This window comes from Tepidibacter mesophilus (assembly GCF_002724055.1).
Taxonomy (GTDB): domain Bacteria; phylum Bacillota; class Clostridia; order Peptostreptococcales; family Peptostreptococcaceae; genus Tepidibacter_A; species Tepidibacter_A mesophilus.
This window is the reverse complement of record NZ_BDQY01000036.1, coordinates 1-24016: the sequence shown is the minus strand read 5'-3', so window position 1 is coordinate 24016 and position 24016 is coordinate 1. Positions and strand designations below refer to the sequence as shown.

Genomic DNA, 24016 nt, shown 5'->3' with positions numbered 1-24016 from the left:
GGCTAATTATGAACTATATTAAAATCAAACTATCAATTATTCGTGTAGACTAGATAGTCTATTTCTTGTGCCTAAAAACATAACTTAAAAATAATTGTAAAAACTATTGACTATAACTAGCTGGTCTTCCATTTTTTCAAAAACTAAAAAAGCCAACGGAATTTTCTTCCGTTGACTTCTTGATTACTCACTACAGAATTTAGTTTATGTAGCGAAACCCTTATCTCTACAAATACTAATAGGTGATGAAAAGGCTTGATTATCTCTTCACCACCCTTTTAACTATTGTTTTGTAGTAAGTTTTATCCAAATTATGAAGTTAGATTTACACCAAAATATATTGAATCTACATATCAAGTAGTTTTAAATTTATCTTCATTTTACTAAATCATTATTATCCAAATAATCTCTGATTCTATTTAAAAATTCCTTACTACTTATTATATACTGATTCTCAAAGTCTATCATCTTCTGATTTTTTTCAAGATATTTATTTGCCCTGTTTATAAATAAATCTACTTCATCATATAGCCCACAAATTAGAAAAGTATATATATTATTTATATAGCAGACATATTCGTAGTATGCAGAATTTCTTCTTAACGCATATTGTGGCAGACAGCTATTAATTAATTTTATATTTTTATTAACATCTTCCATACATACCTCACCTCTCTTTTGCTATTGTATCTTGTTAATATTTATGCCTCCACTATTCAGTTTATTTAATTCGTTAATATAATCATCTTTTAACATTGGCATATCATTATATCTTGGGTCATAAATATAAGTCCCATCGCTAAATACTTCATGATAATCAAATTCTAGTATTTCATCATATTCTTTTACTCTAAGCCCATTATTACCTGTTATTTCTATTATTTCACCTTTACCTCCTGAAGAATTAAATAAATCTTCAGCTATCTCTGAACAGTCATAGTTTCTATTATTATAATACTTTGATTTATTTTTGCTCATTGTATTTACTACATCATCTAAAACTTTACTCGTTCCCTTAATAACCTTATTAGAATTTTTGCTTATTCTACCAGTAAGATTACCAATACCTTCTCCTAAAACTGTTTTTCCACTTTTTATACCTGAGCCAGCTATACCACCAATAGCAGAACCACCAAGTTCACTCATTGATTCATCCCAAGCCGTGCCAGATGTTTTTATGTCAATTCCACAATTCTCATATAATGCTTTTTGATATTCAGCTTTTCCATATCTATAATCTGTTTTAAACCTTTGAACTGTAAATTTACCAAATATTGCAGTCTTTTTGAATACATCATCTTCTTTTGCAAAATCTTTTCTTAATCCATTTAGTTTAGTTTCATCTTCTTTAGGGTCATATAACACTATATATGCACCGTTATTATTATTTTTCTTAGTAACATTACTCTTGTCATGTCCTGTAGGGTCAATATAATTTACTGGATTATTTGCTACATATGAGTATAGATTTAGTCCATCTCCTCTATATGTATCTTCTTGTGTAAATCTTCCTACTCTAGGGTCATAATATCTTGCTCTTAGGTAGTACTTGCCTGTAATTTTATCAAACTGCTCTCCACTGTACATGAATCTGTTAGCTACAGTTTCTTCACTGTTAGTAGCATTACCAAATGCATCATATTGATAAGCATTAAGCACTGATCCATTTGAATCTAATATATTTACTACATCTCCATGATTGTTATGTAAATAATAGTGTAGTTGTTCTTTATTATCTTTTTGTGCTATTAGGTTAAGTCCTCTAATGCTTCTTGTTATTAATTCATTTTGAGAATTTACTTCTAGTATAATATTTCCTCTATCAAATGTAAATTCACGCCATAATCCATTTTCTCCAACTGCCATTCTTGAGCTTAATGCATTGTATATGTTAGACATCTTTTTATTATCTGGAGTATTTACTTCTGATAATCTATTGTACCCATCATATTCATATGATGTTGTTTTTCCGTTTTGTATTTCTTTTAAAAGATTACCATTTTTATCATACTTATATTCAGTTGTTATTCTGTTTTCTATGCTTTGAGTTAATCTGTTGTTTTCATCATAACTATAGGTATCTTTGTTGTATCCTATTTTCTTTTCTGTTCTATTTCCTGCATTATCATAAGTGTAAACTTCTAATCCTTTATCAGGATATTTTACTGTTTTTAATCTGTTTAACTTATCATAAGTATATGCAGTAGTTTGTCCATTTTCTGATTTTGTCAACTGATTTGCATTTTTATCATAAGTATATGAGAAATTCTGAACTTCTTTTGGTGTTTTATTGATAAGAGATGTTATGTTCTTATCTTTATCATAATTATAACTTATTTCTATTCCTGAGTTATAGTTTATTTCATTTATTGTTCCATCAACATTATATTTATATGAAGCTATTTCATCATTATTATCTAATACTTTATTTAATCTACCAACAATATCATAAGTATATTTTGTTGTTTGTCCTACTTTATCTGTTACGCTAGTTACATTTCCATTTTTATCATAATCATACTCAAGTAAAGTGTTGCCATTTCTTATTTGTTCTTTTAAGTAACCATTTGCTGTATATCTAAATTCTTCTACAACTTTAGAGTTTACAGCTGCAAGTAAAGAACCTTCTTTGTTATATAAGAATCTTTCTTCTTCCTCTTTGCCAGATATATTTTTAGATACTATATTGTTATCACTGTTATATTCATAAAGTGTCTTTTGTCCATTTCTATCTATTTCTTCTTCAAGTCTTCCTTCTTTATCGTATTTATAAGAAATTTTTTGGCCTAATGGATCTATTATAGAAGATAATAGATTCATGTTGTTGTATTCATATTTTGTTGTATTTCCTTTTCCATCTGTTGAAGATACAATATTTCCAGCAAAGTCATATTTATATTGCTCAACTACACCTTCTGTCTTTATTATTTTTGTTGCTCTTCCCCATAAATCTCTTTCATAAGTTGTTGTATTTCCTTCTCCATCTGTAGAAGAAAGAATATTGTTCATTGCATCATAAGTAAAAGATTTACTTACACTTCCTTTTTTCTTAGCTTCAGGTGTTGTAATAGCACTTACTCGTCCTCCGATATCATAAGTATATTCTAATCCATATCTTGAATTATCATCCGCTCCTGATTGATATCCTTTTGCATCAATTACTTTAGTTATCTGTCCGTTTATATCGTATATATTATTTTGTACAATGTTTCCTTTTTCATCTGTTATTTTTGTAAGTCTATTCATTGAATCATATTCATATGTTGTTCCTGAAGCATTGTCTTCTTGTGAACTATAGTTTTCTGGTAATATTTCTTTTATTTTGTTTCCAACTTCGTCATAGAATACTCTAGATGTTGCTCCTTCTTTATCCTCTACAGATATTAATCTATTGTATTTATCATATGTATAGTTAATAGTATTTTTATTGCAATCTGTTTCTTTTATTACATTGCCTGCTTTATCGTATTTATATTTAGTTGTTCTTATAACTTTGTTTGTTCCGTATTCATATATTGCATTGGTATATTTTTGTAATATATTCTCATTATCTACTGGATTTAATTTCTTATCTTCAATCGCAAATAACCAATCCTTTATATAATCAAGATCTGGTTCATCTATGATGCCATTTCCGTTTATATCATACTTTTCATCATATTTAGGATTATTTACATCAACATCTTTTAAAAGTGCAATCTCAGTAAAGTCATTAATCTCTACCTTACCATCATTATTCATATCAAGGTCTTTTACTGCACCGTCTTTTCCCATCGCTTCAACTAACTTGCATCTCATTCCATCTCTGTTCGTATACGTAGATAGTGGATTTATCGTTAATTGCCCTATACCTGAAATATTATCTTTTATCTTCATTGTAAGAGTTACAATGGTTGTATCTTTTGTATAGTTTGCTGATGATGTTTTTATAGTTATATTTCCTATTGACTCAGAATTTAATGAAATTTTATCATCACTTGAAGTTGAGTTTACAAATTCAAATATTCTGGCATCATAGTCTATTTGTATATTAAATCCTGTTACCTGTTCATCTGGATGAAGTTCTACTTTGTATTCATACTGCTGTCCTGGGTATATTGTTTTTCTAGGTGATTCAATAGATACAGTTGTATTTTTTACATCTATTTCATCTTCTGATACTTCTTCCTTTTTAGTTATTAATCTACCAGCATCATCATATTCAAACAATGATATATACCCTTGAGGTCTTGTAACTTTAACTATGTTTCCGTTTTTATCATATTCAAATGATGTTACTGCTTTTTTATTCGAACCATTTATTTCTATCCATTGTTTGTCTAGTCTTCCTAGTGAATCATAATGGTATCCTGTTACTTTATATTTATTTTCGTTTATCTTTTCTTTCTTTTCTATTGTATTGCCAAGAGCATCATATTTATATTCCATATAAGCTCCTGAACTATCTGATATTGTTTTTACTTGTCCATTTTCATTATATGTGTATTCTATAGTATTGTATTTCTTTGGCTCTCCTGTTAAATTCACATATTCAGGTGATTTTTTCTCTTCTAGTAGTTTTCCTGTTTTATCATAAGTATACTTTGTGATATTATAATATACTTGTCCATTTTCTTTTTTAACTGGAATTCTTTTTTCTAATAACCATCCTATTAGATTATATTTATATACAGTTCCATATCTAGAATCATCATTCGAACCACTTAAATATCCTTTTACATCTATTTCTTTTATGATTCTTGAGTCAGTATCGTATATAAGCTTTTTTATTATATTTCCTTTTGTATCTTTTACTTCAACTAATCTATTTAATTCATCATATTTATACTCAATTCCTAAACCATCATCTTTGTTTTCATCATAGTTATTTGCATCAATTACTTTAATCCTATTTCCTACTGAATCGTACTTTATTCTTGATTTTTTGCCAGATGGATTTATTATCTTTGCGATTCTATTGCTCGAATCATATTCATATCCTATACCGTATCCATCATCATTTGATGAATTATAGTAATTTGGATTTATATCTTTTATTTTATTTCCTTCTTCATCATATTTAACTGCTTGTACATTTCCCAGTGGATCTATTTGCTTTATCTGTCTGTCCATTGCATCATAAGAATAAGTATATCCTATTCCATCGTCTGATGATTTATTATACTGTTCAGGTCTTATTAGCTTGATAAGGTTTCCTATAGAGTCATACTTCATTCTTGAAATGTTACCTTCAGGATCTATTACTTTTTCTATCTTATCCTTATCGTTATATTCAAATTTTGTTGTTCCATATATTGTAGTAACAGATATTTTTCTGCCTAAATCATCATATTCATATGTTGTTACATTCCCTTTTGGATCTATTACTTTATTAGGGCTACTACTATTTTTATATTCTAATGTACTTATATTTCCTTCTTCATCTTTTATTGTTTCAAGTCTTCCATAATCATCATAAGTATATGAAGTCTTAACATTTGTTTTATCATCTAGTTTTTGAGTTACACTCTCTAGATTATTTTTATCATCATATTCGAATGTTTTTGTTGCACCTAATGGAGTTTTTATTTCTATTAAATTATCATTTTCATCATACTTATATTTAGTTTCATAATTATATGGGCTTGGAGATATAACAGATATTAAATTCCCTCTATTATCGTATTTATATTGAGTTATATTTCCATTTCTATCTTTTATGCTAGTTTTATTTCCTAAATCATCATATGTATATTCTTCATACGTTCCATCATCGTATATCTTTTTTGTTATATATAACTTACTATTATATTCATATTTTACAGTCTTTCCACTTGATACAAATGTGTAAGAGTTTTGCATATTAAGTACATCATAGTTATATCTTATGATATTATCATTTTCATCTATCTGCTCAATAACTCTACCATAATCATCATATTTATTCTCAATATATTTCTTGCCATTTTGATCAGTTGTAGATGTCATTCCAAAATCCTTATATGTATAATTTATTGTTTCTCCACTACCATCTTGAACTTGTATTAAATTACCATTACTATCATAATTATATACAATAGTTCTTCCAACAGGATCTTTAACAGTTTTTATTCGTCCACTTTCAGTTGTAAAGCTTAATTTTTTACCACTTGCTCCTATAGCAGACGCTAAGTTTCCTGAACTATCATATTCTAATGTAATTTGATTATTATTATTATCAATTATTTTTGATAATTTCCCGTTTGAATTATATTTATATGTAAGTTTATCTTTTCTTTTTAAATCATATGTATTATCTGAGTTTTTCTGTAATGTATCAAATACTGTCTCTGGTGATGAATATTTATTAGTTCCACTAATTGGAGCAAAATCTACAGTGTGTCCATCTGGATAAACAATACTTACTTTTCCATCAGAATCTACCGAAAGACTACTATCATAGTTTATACGCCAGCCTTTTCCTAGCATACTGCTTCTTTTATCACTTGAATTATAATATCTTTCTACTTCCAAGTTTGGTCCTATTTCAGGAATATTAAGATCTTCTTGTGAAGTATAGCAATTACCTGTTGTTATATTTACAGGATCATTTACTAGTTCACTATTCTTTGGTTTTCCAAGTTCCTTTAATGGTGTATAAGGAATACCCTTGTATTTTTGATAGTATTCATACTCAGGCTCTGTTCTTACTGTTCCTTTGTATATATGTGTATATATTTTATCTTTTGCATATTTTGTAGTAAAAGTTGCTTCAAAATGTGCAGTATATTTTATTACTTCCTTCCTGCTACGATCAGGATAATGAAAAATTGGTTCTTCTTTTTGTTCATCTTTATCATGATTTCTCTTAAGCATTCCATAATATCCAGTCTTTTCATCTACATAATAAAGTTTTTCATGATTAGTCTTATCATCCCATGTAGCATCCTTATCTTTTACTGTACCGTCTGCATTATAAATAATCGTTACAATATTTTCCTTTTCAACTTTAATAAATTTTCCAGGAGCTGTTACTTTGGTACTTTTATCCCATGTTATTTTACCTTGAGTATCTTGTTTATTTAATTTCAGATTACCCTTGTACCCACCTTTATCATATCTAATAGTAGCTACAGCATCCTTACTTTTTGTTTCAACTTTATAATTAGTAATATTTTTACTATCTGCCTCTTTTTTTATATCACGCTCTGGTGAACCATACTTAGTAAACATACCTTTTTTCTTATTGTTATAATACTCTTCATACCATACATTTTGTTGAAAATTCTTACTATCTCTAGGTCCTAATTTATATATACTGTTCTTTAGTCCACCATTTTTTATTTCTATAAATTTTTCTTTTGCAAAACAGTCTGTATTAAAGATACCAACCATAAAAATGGTTAGTATCAAAATCAGAATGCTATTAAAAACAGACTTTTTTTTATGTCTATGTAAAATATTCATTTTTTATCTCTTCCTCCCTTGTATGTTATTACTTCTTTGTCTTTTACTACTTAACATCAGGCAATACTCCTATATTTAATTCTGATACTGGAGGAATCTCTATATATTCGCCTTTTGAATTTACTAATTTTATTAGGTTAAATTTGATAGATTCGTTTTGTTCTGTTTTAAGCTTAAATTTCATGCTTAAAATATCGAATTCTCCGCTTTTTCCTAAATTATCTTTAGTTTGAGAAACAATAGCTTTTAAGCTTCCTTTTTTATCATCTTCTAAAGTTTTGATATATGCATTTTGATCATCAATCCACATTAAATTCTTTATACTTTCCTCATTAACATCGAACAGTTCAGGATTATATACTAATTCCATTTGTATAGTATATACATCATCTAAAGCATTAGCTTTTACTTCTACTTCCATTTCATCTCCATTTTCAAGATTATTTATCCAACTATTTGATGCTAAACAAATACCTTTGTTATCCCATTTAATGATAGAAGTTATATCACTCCAATTACTCTTTGTTAAATCATTTTTTGCTCTTACTCTATATGTATGCTGCTTATTGGAAGCTACATTGTTATGAATATATGTATTTTTTACTCCGTTATCTATTAAAACTCCATCCACTTCGATATCATATCCTATAGCTTTTTCTACAGTATCCCATGTTATATTTATTGCTCCACTTTGTTCTACTGCATTTAAATTTTTAGGGGTGTTTAATAAAGGTCCAACTACTAATTTTGGTGTCCAACTACTTACTTTTTCACTATTTTTCGCTCTTACTCTATATGTATGCGGCTCTCCTTGTATTAAACCATCATGAACATATGTTGTGTTTAGTCCGTTATCTATAACTTGTCCGTCTATCTCGATATCATAACTAGTAGCACCTTCAACTGTATTCCACGATAAACTAATTGAAGTTAGTGTTTTTTCTGTTATAACTAGTTGAGTAGGTGGTAATCGTTCTGGGAAATTTTCATGATTAGGTACTGGTAGATTTCTTAGATATGGATAAGAATTCCCTTCTTCTATATCCCATATATTCTCAAAATCCCATCCAGCAAATGTTGTCTTTGATTTCATCTGGGATGTTATCCTAGCTACGTCTGTAGCTTTTTTAGGTGGATATTCTGATACTTCACTATCATAATAGCTATTTTTAATATCTAATTCTCTATCTTCTTTTCCTACTAAACCTCCTGTAATGTTCCCATTTACCTTACCTATACTATATGAATTTTTCAGCGTTGAACTCTTAACTCCTACTATACCTCCAGCATTATTTCCTGTTACATCTCCTAAAGAAAAACAATTCTCTATTTTTCCCCAACTACTAGCTCCTACTAATCCTCCCACATATAAATTTCCAAAAACATCTCCTGTTGCATAACATTCTGTAGTGTTATTGTAAGCACTAGTTCCTATTAATCCTCCCACAGCATCTCCTCTTGACACTACGTTCCCTGTTGCGTAACTTTTTTCTACTCTACCATTAGTATTTCCTATTAATCCTCCTACATAATGTCTAGTTCCTTCTATATCAACTTTTGATGCACAATCTATTACATGTATATTCTTAGTAGCTATCCAACCTATTAGTCCTCCTACATTTTGACTCCCATTAACTTTACCTTTTCCTTCTACTTTACAATTTTCTATAATTGTATCTATAGGTTTGTCATGTTGAATCCTACCTATCAATCCTCCTACACTCACTTTTCCTTTCACGTCTATATTATTTATTTTTACATTTTTAACTACACATTCCTCGGCATAGCCAAAAAAACCTACGCAATCTGATGAAGGTTTATTTATTTTTAAATTACTTATTGTGTATCCATTTCCATCAAATGACCCTTTATATGGTAGCTTCAGACTTCCTATTGGTTCCCATTCCTCGTTTTCTAAATCTATATCTGCTCCTAATTTATAATGTTCATTTGGATTATTTCTCATTTTCTTAAGTTGTTCTTTTGTCTTTATTATAAATGGGTTATCTATTTTCCCATTTCCATCCATACCTTCATTTATTTCAGAATTCCCCTTTATCTTCTCTGGAATAGGTAAAGTTCTCAAATATGGATAAGAATTTCCTTCATCAATATTCCATACACCTTCAAAATCCCAATCAATAAATGTCTCTTTTGATTTCATTTGCGATGTTATCCTAGCTACGTCTGTAGGTTTTTTAGGTGGATATTCTGATACTTCACTATCATAATAGCTATTTTTAATATCTAATTCTCTATCTTCTTTTCCTACTAAACCTCCTGTAATGTTCCCATTTACCTTACCTATACTATATGAATTTTTCAGCGTTGAACTCTTAACTCCTACTATACCTCCAGCATTATTTCCTGTTACATCTCCTAAAGAAAAACAATTCTCTATTTTTCCCCAACTACTAGCTCCTACTAATCCTCCCACATATAAATTTCCAAAAACATCTCCTGTTGCATAACATTCTGTAGTGTTATTGTAAGCACTAGTTCCTATTAATCCTCCCACAGCATCTCCTCTTGACACTACGTTCCCTGTTGCGTAACTTTTTTCTACTCTACCATTAGTATTTCCTATTAATCCTCCTACATAATGTCTAGTTCCTTCTATATCAACTTTTGATGCACAATCTATTACATGTATATTCTTAGTAGCTATCCAACCTATTAGTCCTCCTACATTTTGACTCCCATTAACTTTACCTTTTCCTTCTACTTTACAATTTTCTATAATTGTATCTATAGGTTTGTCATGTTGAATCCTACCTATCAATCCTCCTACACTCACTTTTCCTTTCACGTCTATATTATTTATTTTTACATTTTTAACTACACATTCCTCGGCATAGCCAAAAAAACCTACGCAATCTGATGAAGGTTTATTTATTTTTAAATTACTTATTGTGTATCCATTTCCATCAAATGACCCTTTATATGGTAGCTTCAGACTTCCTATTGGTTCCCATTCCTCGTTTTCTAAATCTATATCTGCTCCTAATTTATAATGTTCATTTGGATTATTTCTCATTTTCTTAAGTTGCTCTTTTGTCTTTATTATAAATGGGTTATCTACTGTTCCGGTTCCTTTAGTTCCTAGTAATGTTGCTACTGTAATGACATCACTCCATCTACTAGTTCTTCTTTCATTCTTAGCTCTTACTTTATAAATATGCTGTGTTCCTTTTTCTAATCCATTATGTGCATAAGTTGTACCATTTCCATTGTCTATTACGGTTCCATCAACCTCTATATCATATCCAGTTGCGTCCTCTATAGCATTCCAAGTTATAATTGCCGAATTTTCGGAAGCTGATGCACTTATACTATTTGGTACATCTAGTTCCAAAGTAGTTTCTACTGTAGCTTTAACTATCGGTTCACTCCACATACCTATGCTCTTTTCATTTTTTGCTCTTATTCTATATGTATGCTCTTCTCCAATATTAAGTCCGCTATGAGTATATGATGTCACATCTATATCATCAATTATTTTTCCATCTATTTCTATATCGTATCTACTCGCATACTCAACTTCATTCCATCTCATACTAATGCTATCTTTACTTGCTTTTAATATTATGTTTTTTGGTGAAGGTATTAATATTGTTTTTTCATTTAATTGATTGCTCCACATACCCTTTTTATCATTGTTTTTGCCTCTTACTCTGTATGTATGATTTGTGTCAACAGTAAGTTCACTATGGGTATAGGTTGTATTTTTACCATTATCAATTATATTTCCGTCTACCTCTATGTCATATCCTGTAGAGTTTTCTACTTCATCCCATGTTAGAGTTATTTCTGTATCTTTAACATTTGTTTTTATATTGGTTGGTATAGAAAGTTCGTCTTGTGATAATAAAAATTCAAAGACTTCTACTTTATTTAAACATTTTCCATTATTATCAATTCCACCTATAGCATAGATTTTTTTATTTAATTCAACTGTTCCAAACTGACTTCTTGCTACTGCCATACTTGATTGTTTTGTAAAGATGTTTCTTTGTGGATTATATACTTCCACTGTATTTATATTTGTTCCATCTTTGTATCCACCAATTACAAATATTTTTCCTTCTAAATTTACAGTTTGGACAAAGTTTCTTTCTGTTAATAAACTTAATTTCTGTGTCCATTTGTCAGAATTAGGATCATATTCTTCTATTGTATTTAAATTATCTCCTGATATAGCATAAATTTTAGCATTAGTTTCTATTACTCCAAGTCCTCTTCTGGCTGTTGGCATATCTTCTTTTTCTTCCCAAGAGTCACTCTTTGGATTATATAACTCTACCTTGTTAAGACTTCTACCATTATACCCACCTATAGCATAAATTTTGCCATTTACTTGTACCACTCCTAATTGTGCTCTAGCTGTTGGCATATCTGCTTTTACTATCCATGTATCTGTGTTCGGATTATATTCCTCTACTGTATTTTTATATTCATTACCAATTCCACCTATTACATATATCTTTCCATTTACTTCTGCTATTCCAAACTGTGCCTTCGCTGTTAGCATATCTGCTTTTACTGTCCATGTATCTGTTTCTGGATTGTATTCTTCTACTGATTTTAACTTTTTATTACCAATCCGTCCTCCTATTACATAAATTTTATCATTTACTTTTATAACTCCAGCTCCTGATCTTGATGTTGGCATAGGTTTTAGGGTTTGCCATTCGCCAGAGACTTCATCAGTTAATTTTGTTGTTAATATTGATATACGTTCACTCCATTCACCTAACGCTTCTCCATTTTTTGCTCTCACTCTATATATATGCTCTGTGCTTGGCTCTAAGTTATTATGAACATATATTATATCCATATTATTATCTTTTATTGTCCCATCTACCTCTACATCATATCCTGTTGCATTTTCTACAGAATCCCATATAATCTGAATAACATTTCCTGTTGATGCTGCTTGGATATTTGTTACTTCATCCAATAAACAAGTTTTTTGTGTATTAATATTAATCCATTCACTCATATCACTTTTATTTTTTGCTCTAATTCTATAACTATGTTCTGTTCCGGGCATTAGTTTGTTATGAATAAATGTTGTATTAGCTCCATTGTCAACGATATCTCCATCTACCTCTATGTCATACCCCGTTGCATTTTCTACAGGATCCCATATTATGCTTATTGAGCTCTTTGTTTCTTCTGTCATAATGTGTTCAGGTCTATTCAATAAACAGGTTCTTTGTGTAACAATATTACTCCATTCACTTATATCATTTTCATTTTTTGCTCTAATTCTATAACTATGATTTGTTCCAGATGCTAGTTTATTATGAATAAATGTAGTGTTAATTCCATTATCAACTACCTTTCCATCTATCTCCATATCATATCCTGTTGCATTTTCTACCGAATTCCACATTATACTTATTGAACTCTTTTTTGCTTCTGCATTGATATTTGCAGGCATATCCAATGAGCAAGTTTTTTGTGTATAAAGGTTACTCCATTCACTTATATCACTTTCATTTTTTGCTCTAATTCTATAACTATGATTTGTTCCAGATGCTAGTTTATTATGAATAAATGTAGTATTAATTCCATTATCTACTACATTTCCATCTATTTCTATATCATATCCTGTTGCCTTTTCTACAGAATCCCATATTATGCTTACTGAGCTCTTTGTTTCTTCTGTCTTAATATTTTCAGGCGTATCCAATAAGCAAGTTTTTTGTGTAACAATATCACTCCATTTTCCTACACCTGTTCCCACCTTCGGTCTGACTCTATAACTATGATTTGTTCCTTCTTGTAGTCCAATTTCTGTATATGTAGTATTTGATTTGTTATCAACTATTACTCCATCTACTTCTACGTCATAGTCTGTCGCAGTTGGTATTGAATCCCAAGTTACTTTTACTGTAGTTTTTGTTGATTCTGTTTTTATGTTTTTTATTTCTCCTACTAAACATATTTTTTGTACTAATATATTACTCCATGCACCAACACCTATTTCATCTTTAGCTCTAACCCTATAAATATGTTCTACTTTTTCTTCTAATCCTCTATGAGTAAATGTTGTATTAATTCCATTATCAACTATATCTCCATCTATTTCTATATCATAACCAACTGCTCTATCTACTTTATTCCATGCTAATTTAATTGAATTTTCAGATACATTTAATACAACAAGTCCTGGTGGCGCTTTACACTTCGGCATTTCTCTATGTATAGGCATATGCAAGTTTTTTAAATATGGATAAGACTTACAATCATCAATACTCCATATATTATTAAAATCCCAATCAGTAAATGTAATTTGTTTTTTCATATCTAAATTAAGTTTTCCTATATTAGTAGGTACTTTAGATGACCATTCACATACTTCAATGTCATAGTAACTATTATTAATAGATACTCTTTCTCTTATAGCTCCTATTATGCCACCTACATCAATGTCCTTTCCTCTAACAATTTTTCCTGAACAATAAGACGACTGTACTGATGCATAATATGCAAATCCAACTAGTCCTCCAATACCACCTGAACTAGAACTTACATTTCCTAATGCAAAGCAGTTTTTTATCCTTGCTGCATTTGCAACTCCTATTAATCCTCCTATATTTCCTCCAGCTGAGACATCTCCTGTTGCATAACACTCCGAAATATTTATATAAGTATATGTACTAAATACTCCATATGCAGCTCCAATTAGTCCTCCTGAACGAGCACTTTCTGCAACTACATTACCTGTCGCATAACTTTTTTTTACATTACTTAATACAACCTCTCCTACCAATCCGCCTATATATCCATAACCTCCTACATCAATCGTTGAATTACAACTAATTATATCACCTTTTACATTGTCATAATTTCGTACAAATCCTATCAATCCTCCTATAAATTCAGTTCCGTAAATGCTGCCAGTTCCTATCACTGAGCAATTTTGAACATTATAATTTCCAGTAGAATATCCTATTAAACCGCCAACATTATTTTGCCCTTGTATATTCACGTTATTAATCTTTAAATTTTTAATACTTGAATCCTTAACATATCCAAATAATCCTATATTATTTATTGTAGATTTACTTATCTTTAAATTACTTATTTTATATCCATTACCATCAAGTGACCCTGTAAATGGTACTGTAGAAGTTCCTATTGGGCTCCATTCAATATTTTGTAAATCTATATTATTTTCCAATCTATAATGAGCACTTAAGTTGTTTTTTATTCCTTCCAATTGTTCTCTAGTCTTTATAATGAAAGGATTTTCAAGTGTTCCAATTCCTTGAATACCAGATAATACTTTCACATAAATTTGTGAGCTAAAGTCACTTACAGTAGTTTCATTTTTCGCCCTTATTCTATAAGTGTGGGTTGTGTTTTCTTCAAGTTTACTATGTATGTAGCTTATATTAGCTCCATTATCAATTATCTGCCCATCTACCTCTATATCATATCCTGTTGCATTTCCAACTTCATCCCACATTATTCTTATTTCATCTTCAGTTGCTTCAGTTTGAATGTTTTGTGGAATTTTTAACAAAGGTACTTCCTCTATATCCTCATTTATAGAATCCTCCGGTTTATCTTTACTATCTTTAATATCCTCTGATTCCTCATCTATATCTGATACTTCATTTATCTTTAAATTAGTACCCTCTTTAAGTTCAGTATCGCCATTATCAATATCTTTTGTGTTAATCCTAGAATCTTCTTTTTCATTTGCAGATTTATCCTCTGATTCTTCATCTATATCTGATACTTCGTTTATCTTTGAATCTATATCATCTTTAGATTCATTATCACTAGTATCAATGTCTTTTGTATAAGTTTTAGAATTTTCTTTTTCATCTATCGATTTATACTCTGACCCTTCAATCACATCTAATTTTGTATCTATTGTATTCAGTGCATATACCGATGGACATGTATATGTGAATATCAAAGATATAACCAACATTAATGAAACAATCATTTTATTTAATTTTCTTATATTCATTAAATTTCTCCTTTATTATGACATCTTTAATATGATTAAATTATTTCAAACTCACTACTATCCTCCCTTCAAAATTATCATCTCTACTTCTTTTTATATTACTTAAAATTTGATAGATTATATGATTGCTATTACCTATATTGTATAATTTTGTTTTTTTTGCAATCCAAACCATATAATACCATAGTATTGCTTTTATCGTCAATGAATTTAGTCGAAATCAGGAGTATTTAACTACTGTTTTAATCAATATAGTTACTTTAGATATGATATTTTAATATTTCTTATTTTCTATTAATAAAAATAAATGATTTTTTAAATACTCTATTCATTCTTTAATTTCATTAGAGTATTTTTTGCCTTTACATATGAGGTGCAGTTGCATCTCATATATAAAGGCAAATTTTACCACTACTATTTTATACTTACATACCTCTTATTACATACTATCGATATTACCAAACTAAGGATTTGATTGTATTGAAAACATAATTAAAGAACCTATGACAAGGATAATTCAAAAACATCCTTGTTATAGGTTCTTCATTAATAGTAAAAATCTTGCAATTAACTTGATTATTTATTTTTCTTTAAGCTTGTTAATGTAATTATCTCTTTAAATTACTTATTAAAAACAGTACAGTAATTTCCGTTAGAAGTTCTACATTTTGAACATCTAACACACTTTACTTGCTTTTCATCTCCATCCTTCCATCTTTTTATTAAATTAGGCTCTGTAAGTAGAGGTCTTGATATAGCAAAATAATCTATATTTGTTTCATTCAGGATATTATCTATATTGTTAATATCTTTAAGACCCCCAACCGTAATTACCGGGATATTTATATCTTTACTGATAACATTTCCATATTCAAGAAAGTAACCTTCTTGTTTGATTTCATATCCATCAAAAGATTGTCCTACCATTGATTTGGCTTTTCCATGTATATTACCTGAAATTTCTATACCATCAACACCTATTTCTTCTAATTTTTTGCATATGATTCTAGTTTCTTCAAATGTTAATCCGCCTTCAAAAAATTCTGATGCCGTTAATTTAACTAATATCGGGTAATCATGCCCAACTTTTTCTCTCATTTTAGAATATATCTCCATTAAGAATCTCATTCTATTTTCTAAGCTACCACCATACTCGTCCTCCCTTTTATTATAGTATGGGCTTAGAAATTGATTTATTAAATATGTGTGAGCGCCATGTATTTCCACTCCATCAAAACCAGCTTCCATTGATCTTCTGCCAGCTTCTACAAATGCATTTACTATATAGTCTATTTCATCCTTTGTCATAGGTTTACCTAAAGTGTTTGTACCTCTTTCAGCAACTTCACTAGGAGCAAATATAACTCTTTCACCAAGATTATATGTGGTTTTCGTTCCACCATACGCAATTTGCATTAATATCTTTGAATCGTATTCATGAACTAAATCTGTTAACTTTTTGTATTCATCTATAAATGAGTCGTTATATATTCCCATCATGCCTGGATTAGGTTGTTCTTCTTTAACTACATTTGCATATCCAGTTACAATTAATCCAACTTCTCCTTTTGCAAGTTCTTCATACACTTTATAAAGTTCATCTGTCATGTGCCCATCTTTAGTTGTTCTATTTTCCCATGTAGCACTTCTAACAAAACGATTTTTAAGGGTCATATTTCCAAGTTGAGTTTTTTCGAATAATTTTTTCATTTGATATTCTCCTTTATATGCATAAATTTACTATTGTTCTTCCTTTAATTTGCCCTTTTAATATCATATCTATTTTAGTATCTAAATCTTCTAAAGATACCTCATCTATATTTTCATTTAAATTCTTAATCTTCCATTCATTTGATATCTTATTCCATACCTTAAGTCTTAAATCCATAGGGCATTGAACTGAATCTATACCATATAAAGTTATACCTCTTAGTATAAATGGGAATACAGATGTCATAAATTCGTTAGAAGCAACATTACCACAACAAGTTACACTTCCACTATATTTAGTAGATTTGATTGCTGTTGTTAAAACATTTCCACCTACAGTGTCTATAACTCCAGCCCATCTGCCTTTTACAAGAGGTCTTCCTGATTTATCATCAAGTTCATTTCTATCAATAATGTTTTTTGCACCCATTTTAATTAGCAATTCTTTTTCTTATGTTTTGCCTGTAGCAGCTATTACAGAATATCCTAACTTACTAAGAATTTTAACAGCTACACTACCAACACCTCCTGTTGCACCAGTTACTAAGATATCTCCATCTTCTGGTTTAACACCAGAATGAACTAATTTATATACTGAAAGTGCAGCTGTAAATCCTGCTGTTCCATAAATCATACTTTCTTTTAAAGTAAGATTTGAAGGTAATGCGACTACCCAATTAGATGGAACTTGTATATATTCTGAATATCCACCAGATGTGTTCATTCCTAAATCGTACCCTGTTACAATAACTTTGTCTCCTACTTTAAATTTAGGATTATTACTTTTAACTACAACTCCTGCAGCATCAATACCTGGAGTATGAGGGAAATTTCTAGTAACACCTTTATTGCCAGTAGCTGAAAGGGCATCTTTATAATTTAAAGATGAATACTTTACATTTATCAATATATCTCCTTCAGGCAAATCATTTAAATTTCTCTGAACTACAGATTGTGTAAAAACTCCATTACATTCTTTTACTAAAAGAGCTTTAAATTCATTATAAATCATAATATCACTCCTTAATCGGAATTAGTTTTATATAAAACTAATTTTACAACCAAAATAGTTTTGTGTCAAACTTTTTTTCAAGTTTTACGACAAGCTATTTTCTATCGCAACTACGCCACCCTCTATGGTATACCATTTATATAATCAAGCTAAGTATGTAATTGAATGAAAAATATACTTAAAAAATACTAGGCGAAATAAAAAATATTAACATCAAACAAAACAAGATATCTATATATTAAAAAGAAATTTGCATACATTTAAACAGGGATAATTTAAAAGACCGGCAATTTGTAATGCACCCCTATTTCCTGACTAAATAATAGTTTAGAAAACGGACTGAACCCCTTCTAGTAGACGTATATATTAGTAAAATTAGTCAATACTTCTATTAGGAGGGGTTCAGTCCATTTGTTTTACTATAAGGGCAGCATATCGTCATTTAGCAGTCTTTTTTAATACATTCTTTCTATATTAACCCTTACGTGTTTTGTTATCTTTATTATAAGTGTTTTAATAAAAAGGAATGTGATTCAAATCAAACTTTTCTATAGATAATCTTCCAATTTTTCTTGATTAATTATTATTATTTTTTTTATTCCAACTAACTCTATTATATTTTCTTCTTCAAATTTTTTAAGTTTTCTACTTATTGTTTCTCTAGCAACCCCTGTATAGTTGGACATATCCTCTCGTGTAATAGGAATATCTATTTCTATTCCCTCTGGTATTTCTTTACCATATTTATCTTTTAACTCTAATAACATATATGCAATTCTCACTTCTACATCATTTGTTGCTAAATTTTGTGCTAAAGACTCTAGGTTAGATAACCTTGATCCTATAACCTCTAATATTTTCAATCCTATTTCAGGTCTTTCTAAAATTAGATTTCTCATTTTTTCCTTAGTTAATGTACATAATTTTGTCTGGCTAATTGCCTGAGCATTGAAATTATACTCGCCTTTATTAAAAAGGTTCAATTCTCCAAAAAAATCTCCATCAGATAATATATGTAAAATCTGCTCTTTTCCATCCTTTGTATATTTAAATAATTTTATTTTTCCTTCATTTATTAAATATAATTTATTTGCATTTTCTCCCTCAACAAAAATAGTTTCTTTTTTATTATAATCTTCATGTCCTGTCATTTTTATTATTTCAATTAACTCTTCATTAGATAAATTTTCAAATATATAAATTTTACTAGCACATAATTTATTTTTACACCTCTCACAACAGCTTTTCATTTGCAACTCCCCTTATTTTATAAAAAATAATCATATCTAAAATTTATTTATAGTATACCCCTAATTATATTATTAAAATAAAAAATACACTCTAACTTGAGTGTATTTTTTAATCAATTTTCTCCAATAATGGATATAAATCTATATCTTCTTTATATATTCTTTTTTGTATTATATCAAACATATAATTAGATTCTTTTATAAATTCATTTAAATTATTTATTATCTTATTTTTCGTATTAAATTTATTTTTATACTCAGTAAATAATGTACAAATGTTTCCCATTTCATCTATGTATTTATTTGCTTTATTTTTTATTTTAATACTATCATGCTTTACTAACTTAGGATACAAGAACTTATCTTCAGAATCTAGATGTACTTTTAATTTTCCTGAAAGTAGGCTTATGTTTCTTGCTATTTCACTTGAGCTTTCTTCAAAATTATTATTTTTTATAAGCTTAACTATAATATTTATAGTATCTATAATTTGAATATGTTGTCTTTTTAAGTTTGTTATATTAGCCATACAATCCATCTCCTTTTTCTTATTTCATATGTAAATTATAACAGTTAAACCAATCTATTTATGTAATATATGTTACATAAATAGATTGATCAAAGTCTTTATTTAGAATTTTTTAATTTTCTAAATAAAATGTTATTTTCAAGATGAATATGGTTAAATAAGTCACTTTCTATTTCTTGCATTTTTTCATATGCTATTTTAAAACTATTACATCCAGTTTCAGGTACTTCATACTTATTTGTTACTCTTCTTATCTCTTTTAATATATCTCCTGCTTTATCATGTTCATTTTCTGTTTCATTCATTGTGGTAATTGCTTTTTGTTTAGTTTCTTCTGATGAATTTTTTTCATATTCTTTTATTAATGGAAATAAAACTTCTTCTTCCTTTATAAGATGTTCTTCTAATTCTAATTTTAAACTATTAAATAATTTGCTAACTTTAGATAACATTTCACCATTATCTACATAATGAACTCTTAATATTTTATTAATCAATTCATTTGTAATTGGAAGTGTTTCTCTCATAAAGTTGTGATGTTTTTGAACAATATAATCAATTAAGTTTGTCATAGAAGATTTTGTCCAATCTGTTTCCTCATTATTGTCATTTACAAATTCATTATAACATTCATTTAATTTATCAATTACTTCCTGCTCATCTATTTTCTGTTCTTTTAATGCTTCTTTTAAAGATCTATCTCCTCCACAGCAAAAATCAATTTCATAACTCATAAATATATCTATTGCTTTCGGAAATTTCGAAGCTATTTCTCCTATTTTTTGATTTATATTAAATACGTTTTTCATTATTAATTCCTCCCTTTTATTGTTTTGTTAACTTTATTATAAGACGATATTAAAAATAAAACTGTGATTCAAATCAAATATGATAAAATAAATGATATGCCTTCCTTTATAGTAGACAGATTAAATAAAAAAATCTTTTTTACTATAAGGGCAGCATATCATCATTTACCAGTCTTTTTTAAATACATTCTTTTAACTTTTCTAAAAGTTCATCATATATGTATACTCTATCTTCTTTTGGAAATTCACTTATTCTATCTGCAACAATTTGAATCAAAATATCCTCCATTAATCCCCTAACCTCTTCTTCATCTTCATACGTAAGTACAACTTCCATCTTTCTATTCATATATTTCAACTCCCATCTATAAAAAATATGAATCAAAATGCTTGTTCTATTCTGTATTAATATTTTTTATGACTAACAACAACTATAAATCTATGATTTATATATAAAATAAAGGATGGCCAAATAGCCACCCTTTATTTTATAATTTGAATTTATTTATATGAACTTCCATTTCTTTTGTCATATTATTTAAGCTTTGTATCGTATCTGTAACTGTATCTATAGATGCACTCATTTCTTCGGAAGATGCTTCAATTTGTTCAGAAGATGCCGAAACTTCTTGTGCAATAAAAGAAGAGTTCTCTATTTTTTTTATAATGTTATTTTTTTCTTTTTCTATACTTGAAGACGAAACATTAACTTCTTCAATTTTAGGTATTACTTCCTCTACCGATTTAATTATTTGCTTAAACGAATCAATTCCAGTATGTATTACTGTACCTTGATTTGTTACCCCATGATTCATTACATCACTAATTTTAATCATACTTTGTGTACTCTGTATTTATTATATTCTCAATAATTCAAATCAAAATATTGTTCTATGGAACTAATCTTAAAAACTAATCATATTTTTCTAAGTTTTATAATATTTCATTTAATAGAAGTTTTTTTATTAAATGAGGTGATTAACCTGTATAAAGTTGCTATTTATTCTCGTAAGTCAAAATTTACTGAAAAAGGAGATTCTATTCAAAATCAAATTGATTTATGTAAACAACATATTAATAATAAATTTAATAATTGTGAGTTTATCATTTATGAAGATGAAGGCTATTCTGGAGGAAATGCTAATAGACCAAAGTTCCAGATGATGATTGAAGATGCAACTAAAAATAAATTTGATATATTGATATGTTATAGATTAGACCGTGTAAGTAGAAATATATCTGATTTTTCTGGCACTATAGAACTTCTTAATAATCACAATATAGCTTTTATATCTGTTAAAGAACAGTTTGATACTTCCTCTCCAATGGGAAGAGCTATGATGTATATAGCATCTGTGTTCGCTCAACTTGAGCGAGAAACTATAGCAGAGAGAATTAAAGATAATATGTTATCTCTAGCAAGGTCAGGAAGATGGCTAGGAGGTCAAACCCCTACTGGATTTAAAAGTGAGCCTATCGTTTACTATGACTCAGATATGAATAAAAAGAAAATGTATAAGTTATATCCCATAGAAAATGAATTAAATATTGTTAAGAATCTATATATTAAATATATAGAATTAAAAAGCTTAAGTAAACTTGAAAACTTCACACTACAAAATCATATAAAAACAAAGAACAATAAAGACTTCGATAAGAGCTCCCTTAAGGTAATACTTACTAATCCTGTATATACCGTAGGTGATGAATTAATATATGAGTATTTCAAAGAAAATCATTGTGATATAGCTTCTCCTAAGTCAGACTTTAACGGTAAACATTCAATACTTACCTATAATAAGCAAACTAAAAGCAAAAGAAATTCAACCATAAGAAGAGATAAATCTGATTGGATCATTGCCATAGCAAAGCATAAAGGTATAATTTCATCTAATGATTGGATAAAAGTTCAATATTTATTAGAGCAAAATTCTAAAAAAGCTCCTCGTTTAAACACAGGAAGCATTGGTTTAATAACTCCTTTATTAATATGTACAGAATGTGGATCAAAGATGAGAGTAAGTGTGTATAGAAGAGAATCAGGTACCTACTATTATTATCGTTGTCTTATGAAAGAACGATCTAACAGTTCTAGATGTAATGTAGATAATTTATTAGGCTCTATAGCTGATGAAATGGTAATAGATCAGATAAAAAACATATCACTAAACAAAAGTAGACTATACGACAAATTAAATCATCATAGACATACCATTAATAGTATATGCAAAGAAAATATCCATAAAGAAGATGATTTAAAAAAAGAATTAAAATTATATGAACAAAATATATCAAACCTTACACTTCAAATCTCACAAAATCAAAACTCTTCAGCCAGTAAATACATGATTAATCAGATTGAGGCGTTTGATAAGAAAATAAATGCAATAAAAAAAGAACTTACTTCTATAAAAGAAGATAAAAAAATTACATTATTAAAAAAAGTAAATATAGATTCATATGTGCAGTTATTAACAAATTTTTCATCCAACGTTGATAATCTAACTTTTGAAGAAAAGAAAAAATATTTAAATGAATTAATAGATAAGATAACTTGGAATGGCAAAAAACTAGAAATATATTTATATAAACATGAAAAGTCTTTATTTTAAATATAAACTAATCAAAATCTAATTATATAAATGAAAATGATGTTTATTTGAATAATTGATTAATTATAAATATAACGGGTATAAGAAAGAAGCAAATGCAAATTAAATTCATTATCATACGGAGGTTGACAAATGCACAAGCTTAGCACAAAACTAATTTCATCAGTTATAGTTTTAGTTATTCTAACACTAGTATCTATAGGAATACCTAGCTATCATGTAATTGTGACAGAATCAGATAAGGTATTGACTACACAAATGAACCAAAGGATTCATTGTGCTTGGGATATCGCTGGTAGATTTAATAATTATGAAAAAAAAGGTTATATATCCATGCACGAGGCCCAAAACTCTTTTGCTGAATACCTTGTATCAAGAATTGTAGGTAAAAATGGATATGGTTATGCCATAAATAGCAAAGGAATTGTAATGATTCATCCAGATAAATCAATGATTGGAAAAAATCTATCACACGAACCCTATATACAAGAAATAATAAACAATAAAGAAGCAGTGAATATGAACAAAATGCAACATATTAGTAATAATCTCAACTTTCGCACTTGTATTTTAAGGCGTTGGCCTGGATTTTCAGTGTTTCCATCATAAAAAATAGAAAAACATTCCTTCATTTGGTATAATTGAATCACGACAAACAACGACCAAGAAAGGAATG

The 24016-nt window shown here is 28.6% G+C and carries 13 protein-coding genes; 2 read left to right on the top strand and 11 right to left on the bottom strand.

The window, feature by feature from the left end:
* Nucleotides 1-375 precede the first annotated feature (375 nt).
* The 11 genes from Tmeso_RS15065 to Tmeso_RS15025 all read right to left on the bottom strand — a co-directional run bounded on the left by Tmeso_RS15065 (nucleotide 376) and on the right by Tmeso_RS15025 (nucleotide 21564).
* Nucleotides 376-660 (bottom strand): hypothetical protein, encoded by a 285-nt coding sequence (locus Tmeso_RS15065; RefSeq protein ID WP_099192681.1) that lies wholly within the window; start codon nucleotides 658-660, stop codon nucleotides 376-378.
* Nucleotides 661-681: 21 nt separating this feature from the next.
* On the bottom strand, nucleotides 682-7425 hold the full coding sequence (locus Tmeso_RS15060; protein ID WP_099192679.1) for an RHS repeat-associated core domain-containing protein: 6744 nt from the start codon (nucleotides 7423-7425) through the stop codon (nucleotides 682-684).
* 46 nt (nucleotides 7426-7471) lie between these two features.
* Nucleotides 7472-15418, bottom strand: coding sequence for a GLUG motif-containing protein (locus Tmeso_RS15055; RefSeq protein WP_099192677.1), 7947 nt, complete (start codon nucleotides 15416-15418; stop codon nucleotides 7472-7474).
* 621 nt (nucleotides 15419-16039) lie between these two features.
* On the bottom strand, nucleotides 16040-17128 hold the full coding sequence (locus Tmeso_RS15050; protein WP_099192675.1) for an NADH:flavin oxidoreductase: 1089 nt from the start codon (nucleotides 17126-17128) through the stop codon (nucleotides 16040-16042).
* A gap of 13 nt (nucleotides 17129-17141) precedes the next feature.
* Nucleotides 17142-17570, bottom strand: a complete 429-nt coding sequence (locus tag Tmeso_RS16885) for a zinc-binding dehydrogenase (protein ID WP_278281503.1) — start codon at nucleotides 17568-17570, stop codon at nucleotides 17142-17144.
* 9 nt (nucleotides 17571-17579) lie between these two features.
* Complete coding sequence (locus Tmeso_RS16880; protein ID WP_242967953.1) at nucleotides 17580-18140, bottom strand: alcohol dehydrogenase catalytic domain-containing protein; 561 nt, start codon at nucleotides 18138-18140, stop codon at nucleotides 17580-17582.
* A 548-nt stretch (nucleotides 18141-18688) separates the two neighbouring features.
* Entirely contained in the window at nucleotides 18689-19390 is a 702-nt protein-coding gene (locus Tmeso_RS15040; RefSeq protein ID WP_099192673.1) for a Crp/Fnr family transcriptional regulator, read from the bottom strand.
* Between the two features lie 109 nt (nucleotides 19391-19499).
* A complete protein-coding gene (locus tag Tmeso_RS15035) occupies nucleotides 19500-19919 on the bottom strand; it encodes a hemerythrin domain-containing protein (protein ID WP_099192671.1) in 420 nt (139 codons plus the stop codon).
* Nucleotides 19920-20017: 98 nt separating this feature from the next.
* Nucleotides 20018-20728: an iron-sulfur cluster repair di-iron protein gene (ric, locus tag Tmeso_RS15030; RefSeq protein ID WP_099192669.1), complete on the bottom strand. Its 711-nt coding sequence runs from the start codon at nucleotides 20726-20728 to the stop codon at nucleotides 20018-20020.
* 178 nt (nucleotides 20729-20906) lie between these two features.
* On the bottom strand, nucleotides 20907-21077 hold the full coding sequence (locus Tmeso_RS16610; RefSeq protein ID WP_187296400.1) for a hypothetical protein: 171 nt from the start codon (nucleotides 21075-21077) through the stop codon (nucleotides 20907-20909).
* A 139-nt stretch (nucleotides 21078-21216) separates the two neighbouring features.
* Nucleotides 21217-21564, bottom strand: a complete 348-nt coding sequence (locus Tmeso_RS15025; protein WP_099192667.1) for a methyl-accepting chemotaxis protein — start codon at nucleotides 21562-21564, stop codon at nucleotides 21217-21219.
* A 57-nt stretch (nucleotides 21565-21621) separates the two neighbouring features.
* On the opposite strand from Tmeso_RS15025, the gene Tmeso_RS15020 reads away from it, so the two are divergent.
* Both Tmeso_RS15020 and Tmeso_RS15015 read left to right on the top strand, forming a co-directional pair.
* Nucleotides 21622-23340, top strand: coding sequence for a recombinase family protein (locus tag Tmeso_RS15020; protein ID WP_099192665.1), 1719 nt, complete (start codon nucleotides 21622-21624; stop codon nucleotides 23338-23340).
* Between the two features lie 132 nt (nucleotides 23341-23472).
* Nucleotides 23473-23949, top strand: coding sequence for a cache domain-containing protein (locus Tmeso_RS15015; RefSeq protein WP_099192663.1), 477 nt, complete (start codon nucleotides 23473-23475; stop codon nucleotides 23947-23949).
* Nucleotides 23950-24016 lie beyond the last annotated feature (67 nt).